The 24,037-nt window shown below is 26.5% G+C and carries 26 protein-coding genes, 2 pseudogenes and 2 riboswitches; of the genes and pseudogenes, 4 read left to right on the top strand and 24 right to left on the bottom strand.

The window, feature by feature from the left end; translation table 11 throughout:
* Positions 1-13: 13 nt before the first annotated feature.
* The 20 genes and pseudogenes from csrA to ABCP60_RS01090 form a co-directional block, all read right to left on the bottom strand.
* A complete protein-coding gene (gene csrA, locus ABCP60_RS01185; RefSeq protein ID WP_092926915.1) occupies positions 14-226 on the bottom strand; it encodes a carbon storage regulator CsrA in 213 nt (70 codons plus the stop codon).
* Positions 213-608, bottom strand: coding sequence for a flagellar assembly protein FliW (fliW, locus tag ABCP60_RS01180; RefSeq protein ID WP_195580889.1), 396 nt, complete (start codon positions 606-608; stop codon positions 213-215). The genes csrA and fliW overlap by 14 nt, the downstream gene beginning before the upstream one ends.
* Positions 609-621: 13 nt before the next feature.
* A complete protein-coding gene (locus ABCP60_RS01175) occupies positions 622-1,554 on the bottom strand; it encodes a hypothetical protein (RefSeq protein WP_195580888.1) in 933 nt (310 codons plus the stop codon).
* A gap of 9 nt (positions 1,555-1,563) precedes the next feature.
* A complete protein-coding gene (gene flgK, locus ABCP60_RS01170) occupies positions 1,564-2,847 on the bottom strand; it encodes a flagellar hook-associated protein FlgK (protein ID WP_195580887.1) in 1,284 nt (427 codons plus the stop codon).
* 17 nt (positions 2,848-2,864) lie between these two features.
* Positions 2,865-3,278: a flagellar protein FlgN gene (locus tag ABCP60_RS01165; RefSeq protein ID WP_195580886.1), complete on the bottom strand. Its 414-nt coding sequence runs from the start codon at positions 3,276-3,278 to the stop codon at positions 2,865-2,867.
* Positions 3,275-3,547: a flagellar biosynthesis anti-sigma factor FlgM gene (flgM, locus tag ABCP60_RS01160; protein ID WP_092926926.1), complete on the bottom strand. Its 273-nt coding sequence runs from the start codon at positions 3,545-3,547 to the stop codon at positions 3,275-3,277. Before flgM ends, ABCP60_RS01165 begins: the two co-directional genes overlap by 4 nt.
* Before the next feature lie 33 nt (positions 3,548-3,580).
* Positions 3,581-3,901, bottom strand: a complete 321-nt coding sequence (locus tag ABCP60_RS01155) for a FliM/FliN family flagellar motor switch protein (RefSeq protein WP_092926928.1) — start codon at positions 3,899-3,901, stop codon at positions 3,581-3,583.
* Positions 3,902-3,912: 11 nt separating this feature from the next.
* Positions 3,913-4,335 carry a YaaR family protein gene (locus ABCP60_RS01150; RefSeq protein WP_092926930.1) on the bottom strand — a complete coding sequence of 141 codons (423 nt, stop codon included), beginning with the start codon at positions 4,333-4,335 and terminating at the stop codon, positions 3,913-3,915.
* Positions 4,336-4,428: 93 nt separating this feature from the next.
* The gene (locus tag ABCP60_RS01145; protein WP_166504980.1) at positions 4,429-5,736 is read right to left on the bottom strand and encodes a GGDEF domain-containing phosphodiesterase; all 1,308 of its coding nucleotides are present in this window, start codon (positions 5,734-5,736) and stop codon (positions 4,429-4,431) included.
* 179 nt (positions 5,737-5,915) lie between these two features.
* Entirely contained in the window at positions 5,916-6,602 is a 687-nt protein-coding gene (locus tag ABCP60_RS01140; protein WP_092926934.1) for a lytic transglycosylase domain-containing protein, read from the bottom strand.
* Positions 6,603-6,727: 125 nt separating this feature from the next.
* Entirely contained in the window at positions 6,728-7,744 is a 1,017-nt protein-coding gene (locus tag ABCP60_RS01135) for a sensor histidine kinase (protein WP_343101047.1), read from the bottom strand.
* 205 nt (positions 7,745-7,949) lie between these two features.
* Complete coding sequence (locus ABCP60_RS01130; protein WP_092926938.1) at positions 7,950-8,651, bottom strand: hypothetical protein; 702 nt, start codon at positions 8,649-8,651, stop codon at positions 7,950-7,952.
* Between the two features lie 216 nt (positions 8,652-8,867).
* Positions 8,868-9,518, bottom strand: coding sequence for a fructose-6-phosphate aldolase (fsa, locus tag ABCP60_RS01125; RefSeq protein ID WP_092926940.1), 651 nt, complete (start codon positions 9,516-9,518; stop codon positions 8,868-8,870).
* A gap of 319 nt (positions 9,519-9,837) precedes the next feature.
* Complete coding sequence (locus ABCP60_RS01120; protein WP_343101046.1) at positions 9,838-10,410, bottom strand: xanthine phosphoribosyltransferase; 573 nt, start codon at positions 10,408-10,410, stop codon at positions 9,838-9,840.
* Positions 10,411-10,562: 152 nt separating this feature from the next.
* Positions 10,563-10,664: riboswitch (purine riboswitch) on the bottom strand.
* A 338-nt stretch (positions 10,665-11,002) separates the two neighbouring features.
* Positions 11,003-11,852: pseudogene (locus ABCP60_RS01115) on the bottom strand (glycine reductase).
* 124 nt (positions 11,853-11,976) lie between these two features.
* Positions 11,977-12,631, bottom strand: a pseudogene (locus tag ABCP60_RS01110) (glycine/sarcosine/betaine reductase component B subunit); the annotation flags it as partial.
* Positions 12,632-12,749: 118 nt separating this feature from the next.
* Positions 12,750-13,067: a thioredoxin family protein gene (locus ABCP60_RS01105; RefSeq protein WP_092926943.1), complete on the bottom strand. Its 318-nt coding sequence runs from the start codon at positions 13,065-13,067 to the stop codon at positions 12,750-12,752.
* 19 nt (positions 13,068-13,086) lie between these two features.
* Entirely contained in the window at positions 13,087-14,052 is a 966-nt protein-coding gene (gene trxB / locus ABCP60_RS01100) for a thioredoxin-disulfide reductase (RefSeq protein WP_195580884.1), read from the bottom strand.
* 86 nt (positions 14,053-14,138) lie between these two features.
* Positions 14,139-14,327, bottom strand: coding sequence for a GrdX family protein (locus ABCP60_RS01095; protein ID WP_242871363.1), 189 nt, complete (start codon positions 14,325-14,327; stop codon positions 14,139-14,141).
* Positions 14,328-14,594: 267 nt separating this feature from the next.
* Positions 14,595-14,704, bottom strand: a riboswitch (glycine riboswitch).
* Between the two features lie 109 nt (positions 14,705-14,813).
* On the bottom strand, positions 14,814-16,508 hold the full coding sequence (locus ABCP60_RS01090; protein ID WP_092926947.1) for a M3 family oligoendopeptidase: 1,695 nt from the start codon (positions 16,506-16,508) through the stop codon (positions 14,814-14,816).
* A 137-nt stretch (positions 16,509-16,645) separates the two neighbouring features.
* Here ABCP60_RS01090 and yidA point away from each other — a divergent pair, with 137 nt between their 5' ends.
* The gene (gene yidA, locus ABCP60_RS01085) at positions 16,646-17,458 is read left to right on the top strand and encodes a sugar-phosphatase (protein ID WP_343101045.1); all 813 of its coding nucleotides are present in this window, start codon (positions 16,646-16,648) and stop codon (positions 17,456-17,458) included.
* A 160-nt stretch (positions 17,459-17,618) separates the two neighbouring features.
* Here the strand turns inward: yidA and ABCP60_RS01080 are convergent, their stop codons facing one another.
* Positions 17,619-18,818, bottom strand: a complete 1,200-nt coding sequence (locus ABCP60_RS01080; protein WP_343101044.1) for an ion channel — start codon at positions 18,816-18,818, stop codon at positions 17,619-17,621.
* Between the two features lie 176 nt (positions 18,819-18,994).
* On the opposite strand from ABCP60_RS01080, the gene ABCP60_RS01075 reads away from it, so the two are divergent.
* The 3 genes from ABCP60_RS01075 to ABCP60_RS01065 all read left to right on the top strand — a co-directional run bounded on the left by ABCP60_RS01075 (position 18,995) and on the right by ABCP60_RS01065 (position 20,213).
* Entirely contained in the window at positions 18,995-19,420 is a 426-nt protein-coding gene (locus ABCP60_RS01075; protein ID WP_092926953.1) for a hypothetical protein, read from the top strand.
* A 77-nt stretch (positions 19,421-19,497) separates the two neighbouring features.
* On the top strand, positions 19,498-19,803 hold the full coding sequence (locus ABCP60_RS01070; RefSeq protein ID WP_092926955.1) for a DUF1540 domain-containing protein: 306 nt from the start codon (positions 19,498-19,500) through the stop codon (positions 19,801-19,803).
* Positions 19,804-19,910: 107 nt separating this feature from the next.
* Positions 19,911-20,213, top strand: a complete 303-nt coding sequence (locus ABCP60_RS01065; RefSeq protein WP_207741678.1) for a DUF1540 domain-containing protein — start codon at positions 19,911-19,913, stop codon at positions 20,211-20,213.
* Positions 20,214-20,336: 123 nt separating this feature from the next.
* Here the strand turns inward: ABCP60_RS01065 and buk are convergent, their stop codons facing one another.
* From buk to iorA, 3 genes are all read right to left on the bottom strand, one after another.
* Positions 20,337-21,422: a butyrate kinase gene (buk, locus tag ABCP60_RS01060; protein ID WP_092926959.1), complete on the bottom strand. Its 1,086-nt coding sequence runs from the start codon at positions 21,420-21,422 to the stop codon at positions 20,337-20,339.
* 194 nt (positions 21,423-21,616) lie between these two features.
* Positions 21,617-22,204: an indolepyruvate oxidoreductase subunit beta gene (locus tag ABCP60_RS01055; protein WP_092926961.1), complete on the bottom strand. Its 588-nt coding sequence runs from the start codon at positions 22,202-22,204 to the stop codon at positions 21,617-21,619.
* A 1-nt stretch (position 22,205) separates the two neighbouring features.
* Positions 22,206-24,005 (bottom strand): indolepyruvate ferredoxin oxidoreductase subunit alpha, encoded by a 1,800-nt coding sequence (iorA, locus tag ABCP60_RS01050; protein ID WP_092926963.1) that lies wholly within the window; start codon positions 24,003-24,005, stop codon positions 22,206-22,208.
* Positions 24,006-24,037 lie beyond the last annotated feature (32 nt).

The raw sequence follows: 24,037 nt of genomic DNA, 5'->3' as shown, positions 1-24,037 counted from the left end.
TATTTTCCCTCTCTTACTTAAATAACTTTGTAATATCTTTAGTATTAATTATAGCCTTAGAATTTTCTTCTTTTATACTTTCGTAAACTTCTCTTCTTAGTATAACCTTATCTTTTGGCGCCTCTATGGCTATCTTTACGCTTCCATCCTCAATTTTTATAATTTTAACTTCTATATCATCTCCGATTAATATAGATTGATCTTTTTTTCTACTAATTACTAGCATTATTTTCACTTCCTGTTAAAGGTTCTTTTATATTATATTTGGTATCCTCTAGTATTAATTGCTTTCCTCTGTTATTATTTATGTTAATAATAATAGGAGCTCTTAAATTAACTGTACTTGTATCTATACTATTACCTAATGTTATTAGGCTTAATACTAGTACATCTTTATAATCTTTTATATTTAATTCATTTATTGTATCCTCATTTAATTCTATTTCATAATCTTTTTTTATCTCAAATGGAGATACACAAACAAATCCTACATTTAAGTCATCCTTAGATATCATGCTAATAAAATTTTTATTTTCCTTAATTTCTTCAAATAGAAAAGTATTATAATTTTCAAATCCAGGTATACCTTTTTCAAATAAAATGTCCATATGATCCTCCTAGCTATTTTAAGTAATCCATTATACTCGGTTGAATCAATCTACTTCCAACTTGAACTGACATTTGGTATATTAATTCAGCTGATTTTAATTCTATATATGCACTAACTTTATCTGTATCTTGAGTTAATGATAATACATCCTTCATGTTCATAATATTTTCATCATTTAGCTCTTTTATTTTTTCTGCAGTATTAACTTTTACACCAAATGATGTTCTTATATCTACTGAATGATTAAACAATGTATCAATATCATCTTTTATAGTGCCTAACACTTGAGCTTTATTAGTTTCTACATCTTTACCATTAACTATATCATTCATAGCAGTAGATAATTTATTTATAGATTCTAATAAATTTTTACCATCTTTGTTTAATAATTCTTTTGCTGATACATTATAATCTATATCTATTCCTTCAGATATAATTGCTTTTAAGTCTTGTGAATTTGATTTAGAATTTAGGGTAAGTTTAGCTACTCCGTCTTTTTCCTCGATAATTATAGGTAAATCTTCTACGTCACTTCCTCCAAACATATGATTACCACCATGACTTGTATTTAATGTTTCACCTAGTTCTTTTATTTTTTCATTCATTTCAGCCCTTATAGATTTCATCTCTTCTGCCGAATAAGTTCCATTACCTAACTTTATTATTTCATCTTTTATATCTCCTAATACAGTTCCTACTTCTTCTAAAGATGAATCTGTATTATTCATCCATCCTACTGCTTCGTCAATATTGTAATTATATTTTTCAGTATATTTTATTTCATTTTTTAAGTTCATTATTTTTATAGCTTTGTATGGATCATCTGATACTTTGTTTATAACCTTCCCTGTACTGATTTGTCTATTAAGCTTGTCCGTTCTTTGAAGATTTTCTTGATTATCATACATATTATTTCTTATCATTGAAGAATTGGCTATTCTCATACTATCCTCCTATCTTTTTAACCCATTTATTACTACGTCTAGTAAAGAATCTATAGTAGATATAACTTTTGCACTGGCATTATATGCATGCTGAAATTGGACAAGATTTACCATTTCTTCATCTAATAATACTCCAGATACATTAGCTCTAGAATTTTCTATTTCATTTATTATTTTATTTTGATTCTTTTCATTTCTTATAACTTCCTGCGCCTCATTACCTAGCTTTTGAACTATATTATTATAAAATTTATCTATGGTAATTTCTGGTTCATTACCAATTTTCATTTTTTTATCTTTAAATCTAAATATTTCACCTGCAACTTTAGATGAAACTGATAATTTATTTGAGTCTGTTAGATAATCATCATTAACTTTAAGTGATGGGCTGCCTTTTTTGTCAAATTCAAAAAAATTAATTCCTAAAACATCATTTATACCATTAGAAATGCCTTCTGATAGATCATCTATACTAGATGTATATTCATTAATTTTATCTACCATATCAATAGAACCTTGTATTTCACCTGAGACATCTCCTATTGCTTTTATATCCTCTAATGTAATACTTGTTCCATCATTTATTTTTTTTTCAATTAAATTCTTAACATTATTATCTTCTAGATTAAATTTATAACTTAATTTATCTAACACTTTATCTTTTTCATCTAGTAAGTCATTTGGTGTTTTTCCACTACCTTCGACAATTCTTATATTTTTATTTAATCCTCTTAATTGGTCAACCATATCATTTATTTCATTTAAATTTTTATTTATTTTATCATTTGCCTGACTTGATAGTTTTTCCAATTTATTTTTAAGATTACTTATATTAGTCGCTAAATATTTTGCATTTTGAACTACGGTGTTCTTTGATCCACTATCATTAGGATTTTTTGAAATTTCATTCCAACTGCTAAAAAAGTTGCTTAGTGATGATGAAATAGAAGTGTCTGATGGTTCATTAAATATAGTCTCCATATTAGTATAATACTCACTTTTTGTACTTACTTTACCATAATTATGAGACTCATTTCTAAATTGAAAATCAAAGAATGTATTTCTAATCCTTATAATATCTGTTGCTTCAACTCCTGTACCTAGTTGACCTGCACCCATACTACTGTTATATCCAGGGTAACTATAAGCACTTCTGGCACTTTGTTGTACTCTTTGTCTAGAGTACCCTGGTGTATTCATGTTATTTATATTATGAGACGTAGTCTGTATAGAAGTTTGACTTACACTCATACCAGACTTTGCTGTCTGTAAACTTCCTAGTAATCCTGACATAATTTTCCTCCAAACAATTACTTCCCTACTTGGCCATAAGCATTATATGTTCCAATACTTTTTCCTGGCTTTATGCAGTTTATCATCTTCTTTGTAAAAAATAATCTCTGCTTTATAAGAGTTTCATTTGCTTTTTTTTGTAATTCTATCATATTTAATATTTCTTTTATTTCTTTATAAGCTTGTTTTATATTTTCATCATTGCAATCTTCTATATAGTGCTTTACACTAGGCTTAGACTCCATTAAATTTCTTCTCTTTATTTCTAATCTAGCTAATTTTTTAGCAGCTTCATCTAATTCCTTAGCTATTTTATCTATCTTAATAAGATCTTTATTAATTATAAATTCATATTGATTATCTAAAAGATCTAGCATATTTTTTAGGACATTTTTTTCTTCAAAGATTACTATTTTCACCTCTGGAATCAATTATGCTCCCCCCTCATTTTTTCTATTATCTTCTTAGCTAATTCATTAGAATCTATTCTATATTGACCAGATTCTATCTTACTTTTTATTTCATTTACTCTATCTATGTTAACTTCTTCCTTAGATGAATTTACTTTATTTAAATACTTTCCCATTTGTGATATTTCAACTGTGTCACCTTTTTTCGTATTCTTTACATAACTAACATCTACTTTATTATTATTATATACTCTTTCTAAATTTCTAAATTTAACCAAATTTATATTCACAATATTCCTCCTTAGTATTTAGATTAATTAGTATTAATCTTCATCTGCACTTTTTATTTTAGCTAGTCTAACAGCTAGTCTATTGTCCATTATTATACTTTCTCCACTAGCTATCATTTTACCATTTACATTTATATCCAAATTCTCTTCTACTTGTTTATCTAGTTCTATTATATCTCCAACTTTATAGTTTATAATTCTCCCTATTTTTTCACTAGCACTTCCCATAGATACAGTTATATCTAATAGTGCTCCAAATATATCCGTAGCACTATTTAATGGAGTTTTCTCACCTTCTTTTAGCTGCTCAAACTCTATTTCATATACGTCTACATTATCTACTTCATTTTTCATGGTTATCCTCCTTACATGTATATATCTACTAAAAGTCCATTTATTTCATCTATTTTTGAAGCTATACTAATATTTTCTTTTTGCTCATAAATAAGTTCTCTAGTTATAGCCTCTAGCTTTTCATTTATAGTCCTTACCGTAGTAAAATAATTTCTATCCCAAAAGCTATTATCTTTATTTAAACTATATACATAGTCTACGGCTGATTTCAAATAATTCTTTATAGCTTTTTTATAATCTATAATATCACTATAATTTTTGGTAACTACCAATTTTTCTCCTATATTTTTAATCTCTTTCATATATACTTCGAGTTCTTCTTTGTTTTTCAGTCTATTTCTTTGATTAAAATTTTCTTCAAAATCTAGCTTTTCTTTTTTACCCTTACTTTCTATATTAATACTTTTATTTAATCCAATATTCCTTACCTTCATTTTGAAACCTCAATTTTTGTAATTTATATTATCTTGCTTTTGTAATAATACGGATATCCTTATTTTTTCTTAAGTTTTATATAACAATATATATTATATATCCTCTTGATTCAATATTTTTACCAAACTTTCATGCTCCATTGGTTTATGGAAATAGTACCCTTGAATAAAATCACACTCCATATCTTTGAGTAGTTTATATTCAAAATATTCTTCTACTCCTTCTGCTACTACTAAAGTATTGGTTGTATGTATCATATCTATCAAATTTTTTATGAATAAAGGATTATCACTTAAATACTTAACCAAAGACTTATCTATTTTTATTTCATCAACATTATAATTTTTTATATAATCAATAGAATTATATCCTTTTCCAAAATCATCTATGGAAACTTTTATGTCCATGTCTTTCATTTCACCTAGAATTTTTTGTATATTATCTATATTCTCTATATCATCGCTTTCTGTGATTTCGATTGTTAATAAATCTCTTCTAAAATTAGTTTCTTCTAGTGCTTCTTTAATATCTTTTATGAAATCTTTATGTTCTAATTGATAAGGAGAAGTATTCACAGAAAGATGTATTTCTTTACCCAAATTTGTATTTACATAATTTATATCTTCACAAGCTTTTCTCATAACCCATTTCCATAAGGTATTTATATATCCTGAACTTTCTGCAAATTGTATGATTTTATTTGGTTCAATATATCCGTGTTCTTTGCTAAACCATCTTATTAATGCTTCGACTCCATTTATTTTCTTTGTTTTTATATCTATTTTTGGTTGATAATAAAGTGTAATTTCTTCATTTAAGATAGCACTCTCTATAGTGTCTATATTTATGCGTAAATCATGCCTTTCATTATATATTTCAAACTTATTTACACCCTTTTTTATAGAATTTGACATAGATATTGATAATTTAGAAATCGCATCTTTTGTATCAAAATCACCATTTTTATAAATAACAGATGATATATTTGTAGAAATTTTTACAGTTTCAATTCCTATATTTACATTGGAGATCTTATTAATCATCTCTTCAATTATATTTTTAACGTAATTTATATCTGTTTGTTCTATATATACCCCAAAAGTAGATCCAGATAGTCGACATACTATACTACTTGTTTTCATATTCATTAAAATTTTAGCTATTAATTTTAATGCTTCATCCCCATATTTTATGCCAATATTTGAATTTAAAAATTTAATTGACATAACCTTAATGTTTATAAGAGTTCCATTTACCTTTTTTTCTATATAATTAAAAAAATAATTTCTATTATAAGCTTTAGTTAAATGATCATGCTTATTTAAGGAAATTCTCTCCCTACGTCTACATTTATTTAATAAAGTTTTATCTAATTTCAATATCTTTCTGCTTGTTTTCATTTTTATCTCCCAATTAATTTAACATTTAATTTATTAATCAAATCCCTAAATTATATTCGATTAACTATAACTTAATTTATATAGACTTTTGATAGATATTTATAAATTATAAATAAAAAGACTGTTTAAAAACTAACTTTGAACCTTCAATTTTTATATTTCATATATGTTTTAATTTTTTATGCTCTGTAATATTTCATAACTTTAGGTACATAATTTTGGGTTTCTTTTGGCATCTTATAAATATCATTTACAGATCTAACTCCTCTTTTTACCATTCTTGTTGGTCCTCCATTATATGCCATAAGACCCATTTCGATATTTCCATGGTATTTATCTATATATTCTTTTAAATGTCTTGTCCCAGCATCTATATTTTCTTTTATATCAAATGGATTTTTAACACCTAAATCCTTTATATTACAAGGCATAAGTTGCATAAGCCCTTTTGCTCCAGCCGATGATACACAGTTTGGATTAAAATCAGATTCTACTTTTATTACAGCTTTTATTAAATTTTCATCTATACCATATTTGCTCGAAGCAATTTTTACTGCACTTTCTATTTCACTTTTAGTATCTTTATCACTTGCTGTTACACTTACTTTTTTTAAATTTTGAGAACTATTAATGGTTTCTAAACCTAAATTTCTCTCTTTAACTATGCTATTCTCTTGTTGCTTTTTTCTTACTGCATCACTTAAATTACTTACTAAATTATAATTTTCTTCATCTAACAAAGTTAATACTAAATTTAGCATTAACTCATCAAAGGAACTATTTTTTTCGCAGCAACACCCACACTTATTTTGAGTATTAATACTACTATTAGCTATATTGCTAAATAAATTTATACCATTAACCATAATGCCTCCCTGTATTTTTTTATTTTTAATAATACGGTATTTTTTATCAATTCTTTATATATTAATTATCTGTATAAAAATTAAAGAGTTAGATTTTATAAATCTAACTCTTACTAATTTAAATTTTAATTTTTTCTTATATCATCTTTTCCAACAGGAAATATTATTCTTATTTCTGTTCCTTCTTGCTGTTTTGATACTATATTTATCCCTAAACCTAACTTATCACAAAGTTTTTTGCATAGATAAAGTCCTATACCAGTTGACTTTCCAAATATTCTTCCATTTTCACCTGTAAATCCTTTTTCAAAAACTCTATCTATATCCTTTTCATTTATCCCTACTCCATTGTCTTTTATACTTAATATTATATTATTTTTATTTTTTACTGCGTTTATTGATACTTTTCCTTCACTTTCTTTTGAATACTTTATAGCATTATTTATAATTTGATTTAATATAAATTCAACCCATTTTTCATCACTGTATACATTAAAATTAATTTCTTTTATATCTATCCCTATTCTTTTATTTATAAAATCACTTGCATTTTTCCTTATTACGCACCTAATTATTCTTTCAAGATTAAATTTTTTTATTATATAGTCTTTACTAACATCATTACTTCTTGAGTAATATAGAACTTGATCTATATAATTTTCTATTTTTTTTACTTCATACTTCATACTATTTGGTATATTGTCTTCATGATTTTCCATTATAAGCATTAACGATGCTATAGGTGTTTTTATTTCATGTACCCATGTTTCTATGTATTCTTGATACTCACTTTGCATATTTTTAAAATACTTAACATGTTCTTGCATATTGCGATTGCTTGATTTTAAAATATTATATAACAATTTACCCTCTATAAATTCTGGCTCACTTATTACTTCAGATATTAAATATTTCTTATCTAAGTTTTCACTTATACTTACAAGTTCATCATAATATTTTTTATGCTTTATCATCTCCATTAATATATATATACTAATTGGTGTAAACCATATTAAAAACACCATAGTTATAATGCTTATATTAACTTTAACAAATAACATTATACTTGCTGTGATTAAAAATAGTACTATATTCACTATAAAAAATAATGTCCTCTGCTTTAAATATTCATATACACTCATTTTGCTCTCCTAACATATTGTTATTTATTATTTTGTCCTATCTTTTATATTATATATCAACTTAAGCCTCTTAATATATTTTAATAAGTAAGTTATCTAATCATATAAATTAATAAATTTAAATCAATACATAAAAATAGCATCTTTTTAATTAAAAAAGATGCTATTTCTTTAAGTTTTAATTTGGAGTTTTATATTAATTATCTTATATAGCTAATTTAAGGTATCCACTTGGATGGAAGTAGTATATATTTGATGTATTCTTATCAACAAAAAATCCTAAATCAGTATCATAATCTGGGAAGAATACATATCCACTTAAACCTTTTTCTTTTAACGCATTAAAGTTATTTTCATCACCTTCGTAAGTATAGTTTACACCTTGATTATACATTTGTATTAATTCTTTAGCTTGTTCTTTGTTTAATACTTCTATAACTTCAACTTTACTTTCTTCTTTTATATCTGATTGTACTTTATCATTTGAAACTACTTTGTTTTCTTCTTGAACTTTATTGTCCTCAATTTTATTATCTTCAACTTTTTTATCTTCAGATACTTGTGGTTTTTCTACTACTTGATTATTTTCAGTAGTTTTAGTTTCTTCTTTAGTTACTACATTTTCTTTGTTATCTATTTTACTTTGTTTTTTATCTATGTAATCATTTTGATTGTTTAATTTATTATTTGTAACTATTTCTTGTTTTTCAACTTTTTTTACTTCCTTTTGTAAATTATCTTTATTTTCTTGCTTTGTTACTTCTTCTTTAGCATTGTTATTTATATTTTCAACTACTTCTGTAGCAGGTTTTTTATTAGAATTTTGTGCAAATATTATGTTGTTTATTGGACTCATAAATAACATTCCTCCACATAATACTGATAATGCTGTTATAGCTCTTTTCATTTAGATCACATCCTTTTCCTTTATATAAATTTATGTAAATTTTTGTTTTATTTCTTTCTATGTATTTATATTACCATAGTAAAATAATATATAACAGTTACACCGCTGTTACTTTAGATTACAAATTCGTAATTAAAGTTACAGCGGTGTAACCTTTGTTAAAACATGTTTTTAAATAATTAAAAAGGGTATGCAAATTTGCATACCCTTTATATATTATAATTTTAATGAAGCACCTTCCCAGTCTTTTATAAAGCTCTCTATTCCTTTATCTGTTAAAGGATGTTTAGTCATTTGCTTTATAACTTTAAGTGGAACTGTTGCTATATCTGCTCCTAATCTTGCAGCTTGTGATACGTGTATTGGATTTCTAACACTTGCAACTATTATTTGTGTATCTATATCATTTTGTGCAAATATATCCACTACTTCTTCTATTAATTCAAGTCCATTTTGACCTATGTCATCAAGTCTTCCAACGAATGGGCTTACATATGTAGCTCCTGCTCTAGCTGCTAAAAGAGCTTGAACAGAACTAAATATTAAAGTTACATTAGTTTTTATCCCTTTTTGAGATAATATTTTAGTAGCTTTTAGTCCTTCTTCTGTCATAGGTAATTTTATTACTATATTTTTATGTATTTTAGATAGTTTATCAGCTTCTTCTACCATTCCTTTTGCATCTAAGCTTATAACCTCTGCACTTATAGGCCCGTCTACTATTTCTGTTATTTCTTTTACTACTTCTATAAAGTCTCTTCCTTCTTTAGCTATTAATGATGGGTTTGTTGTAACACCACATATTACACCTAAATCATTTGCTTCTCTTATTTCTTCTACATTGGCTGTATCTACGAAAAATTTCATATTAGCCCTCCTAAAACTTATTTATATATTTATATTATTTTTTGTTTATATATTATAGTTAATATTATTTACTAGTCATAATTAAATATTCTAATAAGTAATATCATTTATATAATATACCATATTATACATATTTTTTCACGTTAATTAATTATTTAACTTCTTATATTTTATTATATAAATCTAAAAATCCTACATATTATATATTCTCTAATTGTAAGTAATAAAAAAGTATAGGACAAATAACATATTAAATACTTTATCCTATACTTTTATATTATAATCTAAATTAAATTTCTATTTTATTTTAAATATTATATTATCTAAATTTTATAACTCCATTTTCTATAGAATCAAGTATTGCTAATGATTCAAGTCTTATACCTTTACTTAATAAAAGTTCTCTTCCTTCTTGGAATCCTTTTTCTATAGCTATACCAACTCCTACTAAATTAGCTCCTGCTTGATCTACTAAATCTTTAAGACCAATTGCTGCTCTCCCATTTGCTAAAAAATCATCTAGAACTAGTATATTTTCACCTTCATTTAAATATCTTTTAGATACTTTTACACTATATTCTTTTCCTTTTGTAAATGAATATACTTTTGTTTCATATACTTCTTTATCTAAGTTCTTAGATTTTACTTTTTTAGCAAAAACCACAGGCACATTTCCAAAATGTTGTGATGCTATTGAAGCTATTGCTATTCCTGAAGCTTCTATTGTTAATATTTTATCTATTTTTTCATCTTTAAATCTATTTTTAAACTCTTTTCCCATTTCATTTAAAAAAGCTATATCTAATTGATGATTTAAAAAGTTATCAACTTTTAATATATCATTTCCTTCTATTCTTCCATCTTTTAATATTTTCTCTTGTAGTAATTCCATATTTATCCTCCAAACATTATGTTTAACTCTGATCTAATAAAAAACTCCTCTCTATTTATAGACAGGAGTTAATAATCTAGTTAAATATATAGAAATAGTCATTATGTAAATATTAAAATTACTAACAATGATTATATTACTAAATAAAACTATACTTTATATTAAGCTCCTGTAGTCAAGCTATTTACGGTAGCTATGTAGAAACATTTGAACCATATCTTCAAAAATATACAGGTAGTTTTTTATGTATCTATTTATTTATATAATTATATTATATATATTTACTTTATTCAATATAGTTTTATTTAAATTAAACACTTTCACTAGCATCTAAGCTATATTCTAATTTTAATAATATAAATATTTTTACTTCTCCTTTTCTTTCAAAAGTATTGTAATCTTTTAATAATTATCCATTAACTTCTTTATATAAGGGTCTTAGCTCAATTTATTTAAAAGTCACCACTTTTCTCCAATTTTGATTTAGAACTTGAGTTATAGTACCTTCTTCATATCTAGTTAATGTGTTTGTAGTTTTTATTTTATATGTTAATTCTATATTGCCTACTTTTTCATTAAATATTAATATAAACTATAAAATTATATTAATTAAAACTATAGGTCCTGTACAACCCATACCACTTTCTGCATATATATCATTTTCCCATAAATCTATGATTGCATCATCTAAATCCATAATATCTATTCCACTTATTTGTTCTGTAACTATTTCTTTTTTAGGCATTTTAACTTCTTGTTTTACTTTTATTTCTTTTTTTGTAGATTTAGATATTATATCATTTAATTTAGCTTTTTTAGTATTTCAAATTCATTTTTAGTTAATTCACTTATACTTCCTTTTACTATATCATAATCATACTTTATTGCATTTTTTACTACTGGAGCTCCTGATGCTCTAGATAATATAAGCATTTTTCAACTTGTCTAGCACCATCAACATTAAGTATACCTACCTTTGGATTTCTTATCCCTATGCTTTTTGCAGTAGCTATACCACATATTGCATTTCTAACCATAGACTCTATTCTATTAGTTGCACTAGTTCCTGTTGTTGCAAGTATCATTTCTTTTCCTTTGCCTGGTGTTATAACTCTGCCTACTGTGGATACACCTATAGGAAAGTTATAATGCATTGTAACACAAGCATCTATATATCCGCTATCTAATAACTCTTCCATTTTTTTATAAATTTCTTTTTCACAACTTACTTCTACAACTTCAAAGTCAGTATCTACTTTTTTACCTATTAAAACTATATCAAATAAGCTAGACTTGGCTAAATTAGCTCCATTTACTAAATTATCTTTTCCATGTTCACTTCCTAATGTAGTCAGTCCTATTCTTATTTTTTTACCAAATTCTCCACTTTCTATTGCATCAGCTATCTCTAGAAGAGTTTGCCCTATTATCTTTTTAGCTATAATATTACTTCCTATTCTTCTATCATATCTAATGCTAATTTTCTTAGGGACTCTGCTATTACCTTTTTAGCTTTTTCTTTAGATACTCCATTATTTTCTTCACTTATCCCTATATTTCTCTAAGCGCATCAACACCATATACATACGTATCATGAAGCAATCCTTGAGTTTGAAGCATATAAACATATGCTACTTTTGGAAGGTGTGGATACTCTTTTATTGATTCTAAAAGTGGCTTAGTTTCATAAACCTTAACTTCATCAGGAGTTAAATTTCTAGCAGTTTCCCCTAAATATGCTGCAGCTTTAAATCCTATCATTCTTACTGCTTTTTCATGGTCATGTTGTTTTAATCCATCTACTGGTTCTGCTATAACAACTATATTGTTAAGATTAGAGAAAGGGCAATATTTTGCCCCAGGTCCTGTCATATCGATAATACCTTCTTGTAATCCTACTATTTTACCAGTAGTAACAACAGTACACCCATAAATTGCATGAGTTTTTCCACTTCCAACAATTCAATCTTAGATATTATTCCTGGGAATATTCCTCCATTACCTTCTACTTTAACTCTTGGCTCTATAACATCTTTTACTGGTACTATTCTTACACTTTCACCTGGATGAGCTAGTTCTATATCTATAGACTTTATATGCTCGTACCCACCAATTTCTTTAAGCATCTCTTCCTTATTGATGTATAATGTAGCATCTTTAACTTTAGTTACTTCCCAAACTTAATATCTCTTATAAAAATTTTACCTAACTCAAGGCGCATGCTTGCACCCCCTAATTATTTAAGTTTTAAAAAACTAAAATTTATATTTCTCAACTAACTCAATATATAACCTTTAATATTTATTAAACTAGTTGTAAGTAACTACTTTATATAAATATTAAAGGTATTTCTTTATCATTTCTTCTATATTAATCTTAGTTGCATCATATTTTGTAACCTCATCTATTTTTTGACCATCTTTGTATATAGCTATTGTTGGAAGTCCTAATATTTTTTCTTTTATAGCCAATCTTCTAGCTTCTGTTGTATCTAGTTTACAGAATTTAAAATTTTCCTTATATTTATTAGCAAGTTCTTCAACCTCTGGAAGCAATGCTTTACACGGTTCACACCCTTCACTCCAAAAATCTACAACAACTATACCTTCATGTTTTAAAACTTCTTCTTCAAAGGTGTTTTTATCTAAAATTATCATTCAAATTCCTCCTTTATAATTAAATAGTTGATTTTTCTAAATTCCATTCTTTACTTTCTATATATTTTTCAGCACTTATTGTAGCTATAGCTCCATCATTAGTAGCTGTTACTACCTGTCTTAAGGCTTTAACTCTGCAATCTCCTGCTGCAAATACCCCTTCTATATTAGTCTTCATATCTTCATCTGTTATTATATAGCCATTTTGGTCTGTATATATTTTATCTCTAAATATCTCTGTTTCTGGTTTTAGTCCTATGAATACAAATACCCCCATTGTTCCATCTTCTTCATCTGCTTCATATTCACTTAATTCACCTGTTAGAATATTTTCAAATACAACTTTTTTTAATATTCCATCACCGCATAATTCTTTCACAGTCGTATTGTGTACAAATTCTATATTAGGATTGTTTTGTGCTTTTTCTGCTATTGATTTGGCACAAGTTAGCTTTTCATTTTTATTAACTATTGTTACTTTTCTAGCAAATTTTGTTAAAAAAATCCCTTCTTCAACTGCGCTATTTCCTCCACCTATTGCAAATACTTCTAAATCTGTGAAAAAATCTCCATCACACGTTGCGCAATATGATACTCCCTTACCTGTTAGCTCTTTTTCTCCTTTAACACCAAGCTTTCTAGGTGTAGACCCAGTAGCAATTACTACAGCCTTTCCTCTATATTCGCCTTTTTCACCTTTTAATACTTTTATATCAGATTCTAAATCTACATCTATTATATTATCTTTTTTCATTTCTGCCCCAAAACTTTTGCATTGTTCCACCATTCTTGCTATTAACTTAGGTCCACTAGCATTTTCTACTGAACCTGGATAGTTAGCAACATCATGAGTTGTTACTATTTGTCCTCCAGTTTTTCCTTTTTCAAGTATAAGAGTTTTTAACTTTGCTCTTGCACCATAAAGTCCTGCCGAAAGCCCTGCAGGCCCTGAGCCTATTATTATTAAATCATATATATTTCCCATAAATTTCTCCTTTATATTTATTTTTTTAACATTTTTATAAAAAAATATTTTATTATTTTGTCACATACAAATATTATTTTTAATTTCTATAATATATATTGAATTCTTTCTAATGTATTACTTAAGATATCTAAGTCTATAACTCTAAAGTCATCTATTACATTATATGTCCAATTAGGTGTTTGTTTATTATTTTGAAATTTATTAGAAATGTATATTGCTTCTTCAATTAATAGTACTGAATTTGTATCTAACTTGTTTGATTTTTTTAATATTATACTTCTGTATGGAGTTTCATTTGGCTTTATACTGGAATACAGATAAAAGTTCGTAACCTTTGTGAATTAGATTTCTACTTTCTTTTAAAATTTCTAGATATATGTCATTTATATATTTTACATTTTTGTGCTTTATTTTGTTTTTGACAATAGTATTATTGGTTATTATTATTATAAAAATCCTCTCCTTTTTAAGTCTATTTAATAAAAAACAGAGAAAACAAATCCCATTTGTTTTCTCTGTTAATATAATCTTCTGAGTTCCATCTGAATATAGTATTTTTACCTGAGAATTTCATTTGATTAAATTAGGATTTAATCAAACTTGTACCTTCGGTCACTTCTTTTTAGAAGTAATCTCCTATATCCTTCAACCGGAATGTTTAATTTTTTTATACTTTCTAAGTTAAGAAAAGAAACTTTCAATTTAAATTCCAATATATTTTTCTATAAATATTGCTACATATTTCTACCGTATATATATTATAAAGCTTTATCATCTATACTATCTAAATAATTTTTAATAACATCTATAATACTTTCTACACATCCATCTTCAAATGGAGATTTTAAATCACCTATCTTTACTATTTCTAAGAATGACTTTGTTCCTCCAACTCTACATATGTCTAGATAATTTTCCCATCCATTGATTCTGTCCACCCTCATTTTTTTCCAAAACTGTAATGCACATATCTGAGCTAATGTATAATCTATATAATAAAATGGATTTTTAAATATATGTCCTTGCTTAAACCACCAAGTTCCTTTTTCTAAAAAATCATTATCTTCAAATATTCTATGTGGTAAATATTTTTTCTCTAGTTCTCTCCAAATATTTTTTCTTTCTTCTTTAGTCATATTAGGCTGTTCATATATATAGTGCTGGAATTCATCTACTACTATTCCATATGGTATAAACTTAATAGCTGATGATAGATGAGTAAATTTATATTTCTCTGTATCTTCTTTAAAGAATAATTCCATCCAAGGCCAAGTTATAAATTCCATACTCATAGAGTGTATTTCACAACTTTCATAAGTTGGGAAGTTTATTTCTGGCATATCAATCCAAGTTGACATATAAAGCTGAAAAGCATGACCTGCTTCATGAGTTAATACATCTATATCATCTAATGTTTGATTAAAGTTCGAGAATATAAATGGAGATTTATAATCTGGTATATATGTACAGTATCCACCTGCTGCTTTACCTTTTTTAGTTACTAAGTCCATAAGTTCATTTTCTAGCATGAAATTAAAGAATTCTTTAGTTTCATTTGATAGCTCAGAATACATTTTTCTTCCATTTTCTATTATGTATTCGTCACTTCCCTTAGGTGTTGCATTCCCACTTAAAAACTCAAGGTTTTCATCTACATATGTAAGTCTATCTACACCTATCCTTTTAGATTGTCTTTCGTAAAGACTATTTGCTACAGGTACAATATAATCTAAAACTTGTTTTCTAAAGTTTTTTACCATGTCTTTGTTGTAATCAGTTCTCATCATTCTTATATATCCTAATTCTACAAAGTTGTCAAAACCAAGTTTTATAGCCATATTATTTCTTACTTTAACTAATTTATCAAATACTTCATCAAATTCATTTTCTTTTTCTTCAAAGTAATTGTAATATGCCTTAGATGCCTTTATCCTCATATCTCTATCTTCACTTGACATAAATTTTAAAAGTCCAGATAGGTTTCTTTCTTCTCCTTCAAAATGAATTTTAGCAGATGCTAATAGTTTTGTATATTTAGAACAAAGCTTATTTTCCTCTTGAAGGTCTTTTATTATTTCGCTACTAAAAGACTTTAAATTAAAGCTTGCTATATTTATAAACTGTCTTCCAAAATCTTTTTGAATATCTTCTTTAAATTTTGAGTTTACTACTGATTTATAAAAAAGTGAATTAAGTTCTTCATATAATGGAGAATATTCGTCCCAATACACTTTTTCCCTTTCATAAAACTCATCTTCAACATTTATACTATGTCTTATAGAACATAATGTACTCATAGTTTCTATATTATTTCTAATGCTATTTAGTTTATCAATATTTTGTCTTTGCTCTTTGTAAGTTTTTGAATTTTCTATATTATTTATTATTTCTATTATTTGATTTTTACTTTTTTCATAATTTGGTCTTTCATATTCAAAATCTGAAAACTTCATTGAAATATCTCCTTTATTTATATTTATTTTTAATATTTATATTATAGCATACACTCTTTTTTAATTTTCTCTATATAAATTCTGCATATATTGATATAATTATAACTATCTTTATGTAAATATCATAGGAGGATTATATGTATAAATTAATAGCACTAGATATTGATGGCACTTTATTAAATACCGAAAAAAAAATAACTAAGGAGGTTTTTGACTCTATCCAAGAAGCTAAACAAAATGGGAATAAAGTAGTTTTATCTACTGGTAGACCACTACCTGGTGTAACTCCACTACTTGAAGAACTTAATTTAACTGATGAAGGGGACTACGTTATATGCTTTAACGGAGCTGTTGTTCAAGAAGTTAAAACTAAAAAAGTTATATCTAATATAGAAATGAATTATGATGATTTTAAATCTATATATGAACTTTCTAAAAAACTTAATACTTATCTTCATATAAGTACACCACTTGATGTTGTAACACCTAACAAAAAACCTAGTAAATACACTGTTTTAGAATCTGATTTAAATAAAATACCTTTAGTTTATAAACCAGAAGAAGAAATAGATGAAACTATGAGATTTTGTAAGGTTATGATTGTTGACGAACCTGAAAAATTAGAAGAAATAATAAAAAATGTACCTCAAGAATTTTTTGATAAATACACAGTTGTTAGATCTGCTCCATTTTTCCTAGAATTTTTAAATAAAAAAGCTAATAAAGGAAATGCGCTTAAAGCTTTATGTAAAAATATAGATTTATCTATAGATAAAGCTATAGCTGTAGGTGATGAAGAAAATGACAAGCATATGATAGAGTATGCAGGGCTTGGTGTAGCAATGGGTAATGCTCGCGATAGCATAAAGAATATTGCAAACTATATAACTAAAACTAATAATGAACATGGAGTTGCACATGTTATCAATAAATTTTTACTAAATAAATAAGTATTAATATTAATCATGTAATATAATTCTTTCTTTGTGGATATAAGTCGCTTTATGTAAACTAACTTATATCCATTCTTTATATATTCATATGCGTTTAAGTTCTTGTATTACATTATTTTTTATTATTAAATGTTATATCTTTGAGTTTAAATTCTCTTTATTTTGTTATCTTCCTAGACAATGTAGCTGTCCAAATACCAACCATAGTAACACCTAAAAGCATTTCTATTGCAGATAATAAAGTACTAAAAAATCCTACTGGAGTTATATCTCCATATCCAACTGTTGTAAAAGTTACTATACTAAAATACAATGAATTAATGAAGTCTTTATTTATAGAAGATACATCTATATTTCCCATTAATGCACCTTTATAATTTATAAATTCTCCACCTATATTAAGACCTGTTATCATGTATAATATAGCAAATACCAATACAATTTCTAAAGATGTTATAAGCGCATATGTTGGACGTTCTCCATAACCACAAAGTGCCCAGTATATTATGGACTTTAACTTAGCTATTCCTTTTAAACCATCTTTCTCTATTAATTTAGCTATATAATAATATTCTCCACCTATGTTTAATAATCTATTAGCTTCAAATTTTGTTGATATATCCTTATATACCTTGTATATATCTATACACTCATTCTTATCTTTTTTCTTTAAGTCAACTTTATCTATAAATGTATGCTCGTCAAATTTGCTTAAATAATAATCTTCAAAAGATATATCTAAATGCTTTGGACGTAATATTTTAATAGCACTTAAATCACTGTCACAAATTATAACCTCTTTCATTATGCATTTATTAAATATAGAACCATTTAGATTACTTTCCTTTATATATACATTTTTTAAACTCATGCTTTCAAATTTTGTTTTTTCTATATTACTATTAGTAAATCTAACATCTCTAAACTTACATTCATCTTTAAATATATTTATATCATCTTTTTCATTATAGAATTTACAATCTTTAAATATTACATTTTCAAAATCACATTTAAAAAACACATTTCCTATAAATATACAACTTATAAATTCTATATTTTCAAACCTACATTCTTCAAATTCACAATACAATACTCTTAAGTTTTTTAACTTTTTTTCATTTCTTTCTTTACTATAAAATTTACCAATACTTTTTTTGTGTATTCTTAAATTATATAGCTTTTCTTCATCATATATATTATATAAATCACTATAATCTTTATTTTGAGTTTCTATTGTATATATTTGTTCTTTTTCTATTTTAAAATTTAACTTATTTATATATTTCATTTCTTTCTTCATTTTTTCAAGTTCGTTGTATGAATCTTCTCTTACTTTCTCAAAATTATAAGTTCTCATTTCATCACCCTAGTTTTAATTAATATAACATAATTACTTTATTTTTTTATAAAACCCTTTATTTATAGAATATATATCACTATTTTTTAATATATCTTATAAAGAGTGTTTATCAATGAATTCTAAGTTTCACTATATATTGTTTATTAAAGTATATAAATTATTGGAGGTTACATATGAATAAAAGTGTTGAGAAACTTAAAGAAGTATTACCAAAGAAATGTTGTTCTTATTGTACTCATCTTTCTCTATATGGTCCTGATGAAAATTACAAATATAATATAAAATGTATATTGCTAGATTCACTACCTAACCTATATAATGATTGTGATTATTTTGAATGTGAATATTCTAATCTAACTAGCTTTGACTTAGATAATCTGTATAGTGAATATTTAGAGGCATGCCTTAAAGTTAAGTATAAGGAATACTTAAATAGCATACATTGGCAAATATTTAAAGATTATGCGCTTAGAGAAAATGATTATACTTGTTCTATTTGTGGACAAGAACACAACTTAGATGTGTATCATATTAATAAAAATTTAGGCAGAGAGACTCTAGAGGATGTTGCAGTTTTATGTGACAATTGCCTAGAATAAATATATACCTTAAATGGATTAAATCTTTAATTTTTTCACATACTAAATTAGATAAAATTCTAGGAGGTATATTAATTATGAATGGAAATTTAGTATGTTTAGCATCTACATGTTTTTATAATAAATGCAGTAGTTGTTATGCTAACGGTATAAATATCTCAGGTTCTATAGCATCAAATACAAATGGTACCCACTGTCTAACTTTTGAAGATAGAAAAAATGCAACTTTGACTAACTCAACTAGTAATGAAGACTATGCTAAAACTCACAATATAGCTTGCCAGGCCAAAGAATGCAAACATAATGACGAAAGTTCTTGTGTTGCATTAAATGTTCAAATAAACAACGAAAATCAAAGTTGTGAAACATTTTGTCCTAGATAATAGCTATAAATAGATTAACTATAATTATTAAGTTGTAATATATAAGTTATATTTTCTTTTATTTTTCACATACTAACCTAGAAGATAATTTTAGGAGGAATGTAATTATGAATGAAAATTTAAATTGTTCTGCAACTAACTGTGTGTATAATAATAGCAAAAAATGCTATGCTGGAGGCATAAATGTTGCTGGTAGTAGAGCAGATTCTACATCTCAAACTACTTGTTCAACTTTTGTCGAGGGTTCTTTTGGATCTTTTACAAATAGTACTAATGATGAATATATAACACCTGAAAATATAATATGTCAGGCTGAAAAATGTAAATATAATGTTAGTAAAGCATGTAAAGCTGAAAAGGTTCATATAAACTCACAGGATGCAAGTTGCGAAACTTTCATATCTAAATAATTATATTTTAATATTTACTTAATCTAAAAATCACTGGATAAGTATCCAGTGATTTTACCTTAATCTCAGTAAAAACGCATTAATATGTATTATAATTAAAATTTACTTAAGTTTATAACACATTTATGCATTAGCTAATATTTCTTCTTTATATTCCCTCGCAGTTTCTTCATTATTTAAAACTCTTAATGTACCAAGTGCTAATGAATCTAATTCATTTTCTCCTGGCATTATTTCTACATGAGATATAAACTCTACTCTTCTCTTTATATGTTTTGTTACAAGCTTTGAGTAAGCTATTCCACCTGTCAATATTATTGAATCTACTTTTCCTTCTACAACTGTAGCTAATTCACCTATTGCTTTAGATACTTGATAACACATAGCATCATGTACTAATTTAGCTTCTTTATTTCCTTCTTCCATCATTTTTTCCACTTCTCTAACATCTACTGTATCTAAATAAGAAACTATTCCACCTTTTCCTCTTATCATCTTTAACATTTCTTTATGTGTGTAATTTCCAGAAAAACATGTATTTATTAATTTTTTACAAGGAATCCTACCTGATCTTTCTGGTGAAAATGGTCCTTCATCATCTGATACAATGTCAATCATTTTTCCTTTTTCATGAATACTTACAGTTATGCCCCCACCTAAATGAGCAACAATTATATTAAGATCATTGTATTTTTTATTATTGTCTTTTGCAAACTTTATAGCCATAGCTCTAGAGTTAAGTGCATGACTTAGACTTTCTCTATCCATATTTTTAATTCCCGATAATCTAGCTATATCATTAAATTCATCAACAGCTACTGAGTCATATATGTATGCATTTACTCCTATAGATTTTGCTATTTCATAAGAAATTATAGCTCCTAAATTAGATGCATGTTCAATAACAGGTCTATTAACTAATCTATCTATCATTTCATCATTTACTAAATATGCTCCTGATTTTACTGGAGGAAGTAGTCCCCCTCTTCCTACAACAGCACTTAAAGTATTTATATCTATATTATTTTCAGCTAGTACTTTTAATACTTCTTGTTTTCTCATTTCAAATTGGTCTTGTATTCTTTCATAATTTGCTATTTCTTCTGCTTTATGATCTATTCCTTTTACTAACAATTGCTCTTCATTGTCATATACTGCTATCTTAGTTGATGTAGACCCCGGATTTATAGCTAATATTCTATAGTTCATAATAATCCCCTTTTCCTTTATTTAAGTTATATATTAAATAATTCTAATTTCTATTTATAATTTTTCCCCATAAGTTATAAATAAAATTAATATAATTATTCTTAATTTTAATGTATATTTAAATTAAGCTACTATAAGTATTAACTTATAATAGCTTAATTTTTATTTATATAAATTTGTGTGTTTTATGATTTTTAAGCTAAAGCTTCATTACTTACTAGTTTCATCCCCTCATTAAATGCTTTTATATTTATATCTACAAATTTTTCTTTTACATTGTCTTTTATTATTTTTTCCCAATTTATGTCTTCTAAGTTCATAGATTTAACTAATGCACCTAAAAGGATTATATTCATTACTTTAGCATTCCCAAGTTCTAGTGCTTTTTCTGCTGCATTTAACAAGCTTCCATTTAATCTTTCTAATTCTTTTTCTATTTCTTCTTCTTTGTATTCGGCCTTTCCTGTAAGTATTGGCATAGAATCCATTCTATAGTTATTGTATATTATTTTTCCCCCTGGCTTTAAATACTCTAACCATCTTAAAGCTTCCATTTTTTCAAAAGAAACTAATATGTCAGCTCCACCTATTTCTATAACTGGAGAATATACTTCAGATCCATATCTAACTTGAGAGGAAACAGAACCTCCTCTTTGGCTCATTCCATGTATCTCACTCATTTTTACATCATATCCAGCTTCCATAAGCCCTGTAGTTAATAATTTACTAGCAAGTATAGTTCCTTGCCCACCTACTCCAACTAAAAGTATACTTTTTGTCATATTAGTTTACCTCCTTAGCTAATCCATTATTAGATATTGCATCTTTAGGACATACTTGAGAACATACATTACATCCTACACATTGATTTTTATCTATATTTACTTTCTTTTCATCCTTGTCAAATGATATAGCAGGACAACCTGTTTTCATACATATCTTACATCCTATACAAGCATCTTTATCTATATCACATTTATTTGTAAATGGATTGTTAAATTCTTCTATGTCTTCTTTAGAGAATCTCTTAAGTACACATGGCCATCTAGTTATTATCACTGAAGGTTCATCTAATTCAAATGCCCAATCTAGCGTCTCTTTTACTTCTTTTAAGTTATTTGGATCTATTGTTCTAACTTGCTTAACACCACAAGCTCTAACTAAACCTTCTATATCAACTATTTCAGTAACCTCTCCTTGTAATGTATATCCTGTTCCTGGATTTTGTTGATGCCCTGTCATTCCAGTTATTCTATTATCTAATATTACAGATATTGAATTACCTTTGTTGTATACTACATCTAATAATGAATTGATTCCTGTATGGAAGAAAGTGGAGTCACCAAGTACACCAACTACTCTCATTTCGTTATCTTTTTTCATATTAAATACTTTTTGAGCTCCATGACCTGCACTTAAACTAGCTCCCATACATACTACTGTATCCATAGCATTATATGGAGGTGCAAATCCTAATGTATAACATCCTATATCTCCTGATACTAATACATTTTTTCTCTTTCCTAACTCATAGAAAAATCCCCTGTGTGGACATCCTGCACATAGACCTGGAGGTCTTGGCACTACTAATTCCTTATTATATTCTATTGTATCATTTGTTTTCCCAAATACAGCTTTTCTAAGAACATCTGGAGTCATTTCTCCCATTTTAGGGAATAAGTCTTTACCTATACAATCTATGCCAGCTGCTTTTAGTTGATCTTCTATAAATGGATCATTCTCTTCTATTACATATATTTTTTCTACATTAGATGCAAACTCTTTTATTCTTTCTATAGGTAATGGATTTGTAAATCCTAGCTTCATATATGATGCATCATTTTTAAATACTTCTTTAGCAAACATATAACACATTCCTGATGCTATTACACCTACTTTGCTATCATTCATTTCACAATAATTTAAAGAAGTATTGTTAGAATATTCTTCTAGTTTTTCTAATCTTTCTTCTACTGAATGTCTAAGTACTCTTGCATGTGCTGGTACTGTTAATGTCTTTTGAGGATTTTTAACATAATCTTTTATTCCAACTTCTACTCTATCACTGCACTCTACTATTCCCTTTGAGTGACATAATCTAGTTGTAACTCTATATAATACTGGAGTATCAAATTCTTCACTTACTCTATATGCTTCTTTTATCATATCCTTAGCTTCTTGGCTATTTGATGGCTCAAATAAGGCAATTTTTGCAAATTTAGCATAATTTCTGTTATCTTGTTCATTTTGAGAAGAATGCATTCCTGGTTCATCAGCAGAAACTAATATCATTCCCCCATTTACTCCAGTATATGCAAATGTAAATAATGGGTCTGCTGCAACGTTAAGTCCAACATGTTTCATAGATGCTATTGTTCTAGCACCTGCAATAGATCCTCCTATTGCAGCTTCAAGTGCAACCTTTTCATTTGGTGCCCACTCAGCTACTATTGAATCTTTATATGTAGCTATATTTTCTAATATTTCTGTACTTGGAGTTCCAGGATAAGCAGATGCATATTTTACACCAGCTTCATACGCTCCACGAGCTATGGCTTCATTACCAGTCATTAGTTTTTTCATATTAAATTCCCCCATATATCTTAGTTTTAAAT

It is taken from the genome of Romboutsia sp. MSSM.1001216sp_RTP31141st1_G3_RTP31141_220114, from assembly GCF_039031195.1.
In the GTDB taxonomy this organism is placed as follows: Bacteria; Bacillota; Clostridia; order Peptostreptococcales; family Peptostreptococcaceae; genus Romboutsia_C; species Romboutsia_C hominis.
The sequence above is the reverse complement of the archived record's forward strand: the minus strand, read 5'-3'. Positions and strand labels throughout refer to the sequence as shown.

What these genes read in the sequence shown, in the direction of transcription:
- iorA (WP_092926963.1), bottom strand. Translation starts at nt 24,005, where the DNA reads ATGAAAAAACTAATGACTGGTAATGAAGCCATAGCTCGTGGAGCGTAT.
- ABCP60_RS01105 (WP_092926943.1), bottom strand. Translation starts at nt 13,067, where the DNA reads ATGATAATTTTAGATAAAAACACCTTTGAAGAAGAAGTTTTAAAACAT.
- ABCP60_RS01075 (WP_092926953.1), top strand. Translation starts at nt 18,995, where the DNA reads ATGAATAAAAGTGTTGAGAAACTTAAAGAAGTATTACCAAAGAAATGT.
- ABCP60_RS01155 (WP_092926928.1), bottom strand. Translation starts at nt 3,901, where the DNA reads ATGAAAAATGAAGTAGATAATGTAGACGTATATGAAATAGAGTTTGAG.
- trxB (WP_195580884.1), bottom strand. Translation starts at nt 14,052, where the DNA reads ATGGGAAATATATATGATTTAATAATAATAGGCTCAGGGCCTGCAGGG.
- ABCP60_RS01055 (WP_092926961.1), bottom strand. Translation starts at nt 22,204, where the DNA reads ATGACAAAAAGTATACTTTTAGTTGGAGTAGGTGGGCAAGGAACTATA.
- ABCP60_RS01145 (WP_166504980.1), bottom strand. Translation starts at nt 5,736, where the DNA reads ATGAAAACAAGCAGAAAGATATTGAAATTAGATAAAACTTTATTAAAT.
- yidA (WP_343101045.1), top strand. Translation starts at nt 16,646, where the DNA reads ATGTATAAATTAATAGCACTAGATATTGATGGCACTTTATTAAATACC.
- ABCP60_RS01070 (WP_092926955.1), top strand. Translation starts at nt 19,498, where the DNA reads ATGAATGGAAATTTAGTATGTTTAGCATCTACATGTTTTTATAATAAA.
- ABCP60_RS01140 (WP_092926934.1), bottom strand. Translation starts at nt 6,602, where the DNA reads ATGGTTAATGGTATAAATTTATTTAGCAATATAGCTAATAGTAGTATT.
- fliW (WP_195580889.1), bottom strand. Translation starts at nt 608, where the DNA reads ATGGACATTTTATTTGAAAAAGGTATACCTGGATTTGAAAATTATAAT.
- ABCP60_RS01135 (WP_343101047.1), bottom strand. Translation starts at nt 7,744, where the DNA reads ATGAGTGTATATGAATATTTAAAGCAGAGGACATTATTTTTTATAGTG.
- fsa (WP_092926940.1), bottom strand. Translation starts at nt 9,518, where the DNA reads ATGAAATTTTTCGTAGATACAGCCAATGTAGAAGAAATAAGAGAAGCA.
- ABCP60_RS01175 (WP_195580888.1), bottom strand. Translation starts at nt 1,554, where the DNA reads ATGAGAATAGCCAATTCTTCAATGATAAGAAATAATATGTATGATAAT.
- flgK (WP_195580887.1), bottom strand. Translation starts at nt 2,847, where the DNA reads ATGTCAGGATTACTAGGAAGTTTACAGACAGCAAAGTCTGGTATGAGT.
- csrA (WP_092926915.1), bottom strand. Translation starts at nt 226, where the DNA reads ATGCTAGTAATTAGTAGAAAAAAAGATCAATCTATATTAATCGGAGAT.
- buk (WP_092926959.1), bottom strand. Translation starts at nt 21,422, where the DNA reads ATGAACTATAGAATATTAGCTATAAATCCGGGGTCTACATCAACTAAG.
- ABCP60_RS01080 (WP_343101044.1), bottom strand. Translation starts at nt 18,818, where the DNA reads ATGAGAACTTATAATTTTGAGAAAGTAAGAGAAGATTCATACAACGAA.
- ABCP60_RS01090 (WP_092926947.1), bottom strand. Translation starts at nt 16,508, where the DNA reads ATGAAGTTTTCAGATTTTGAATATGAAAGACCAAATTATGAAAAAAGT.
- ABCP60_RS01120 (WP_343101046.1), bottom strand. Translation starts at nt 10,410, where the DNA reads ATGGAATTACTACAAGAGAAAATATTAAAAGATGGAAGAATAGAAGGA.
- ABCP60_RS01130 (WP_092926938.1), bottom strand. Translation starts at nt 8,651, where the DNA reads ATGAAAAGAGCTATAACAGCATTATCAGTATTATGTGGAGGAATGTTA.
- ABCP60_RS01065 (WP_207741678.1), top strand. Translation starts at nt 19,911, where the DNA reads ATGAATGAAAATTTAAATTGTTCTGCAACTAACTGTGTGTATAATAAT.
- ABCP60_RS01150 (WP_092926930.1), bottom strand. Translation starts at nt 4,335, where the DNA reads ATGAAGGTAAGGAATATTGGATTAAATAAAAGTATTAATATAGAAAGT.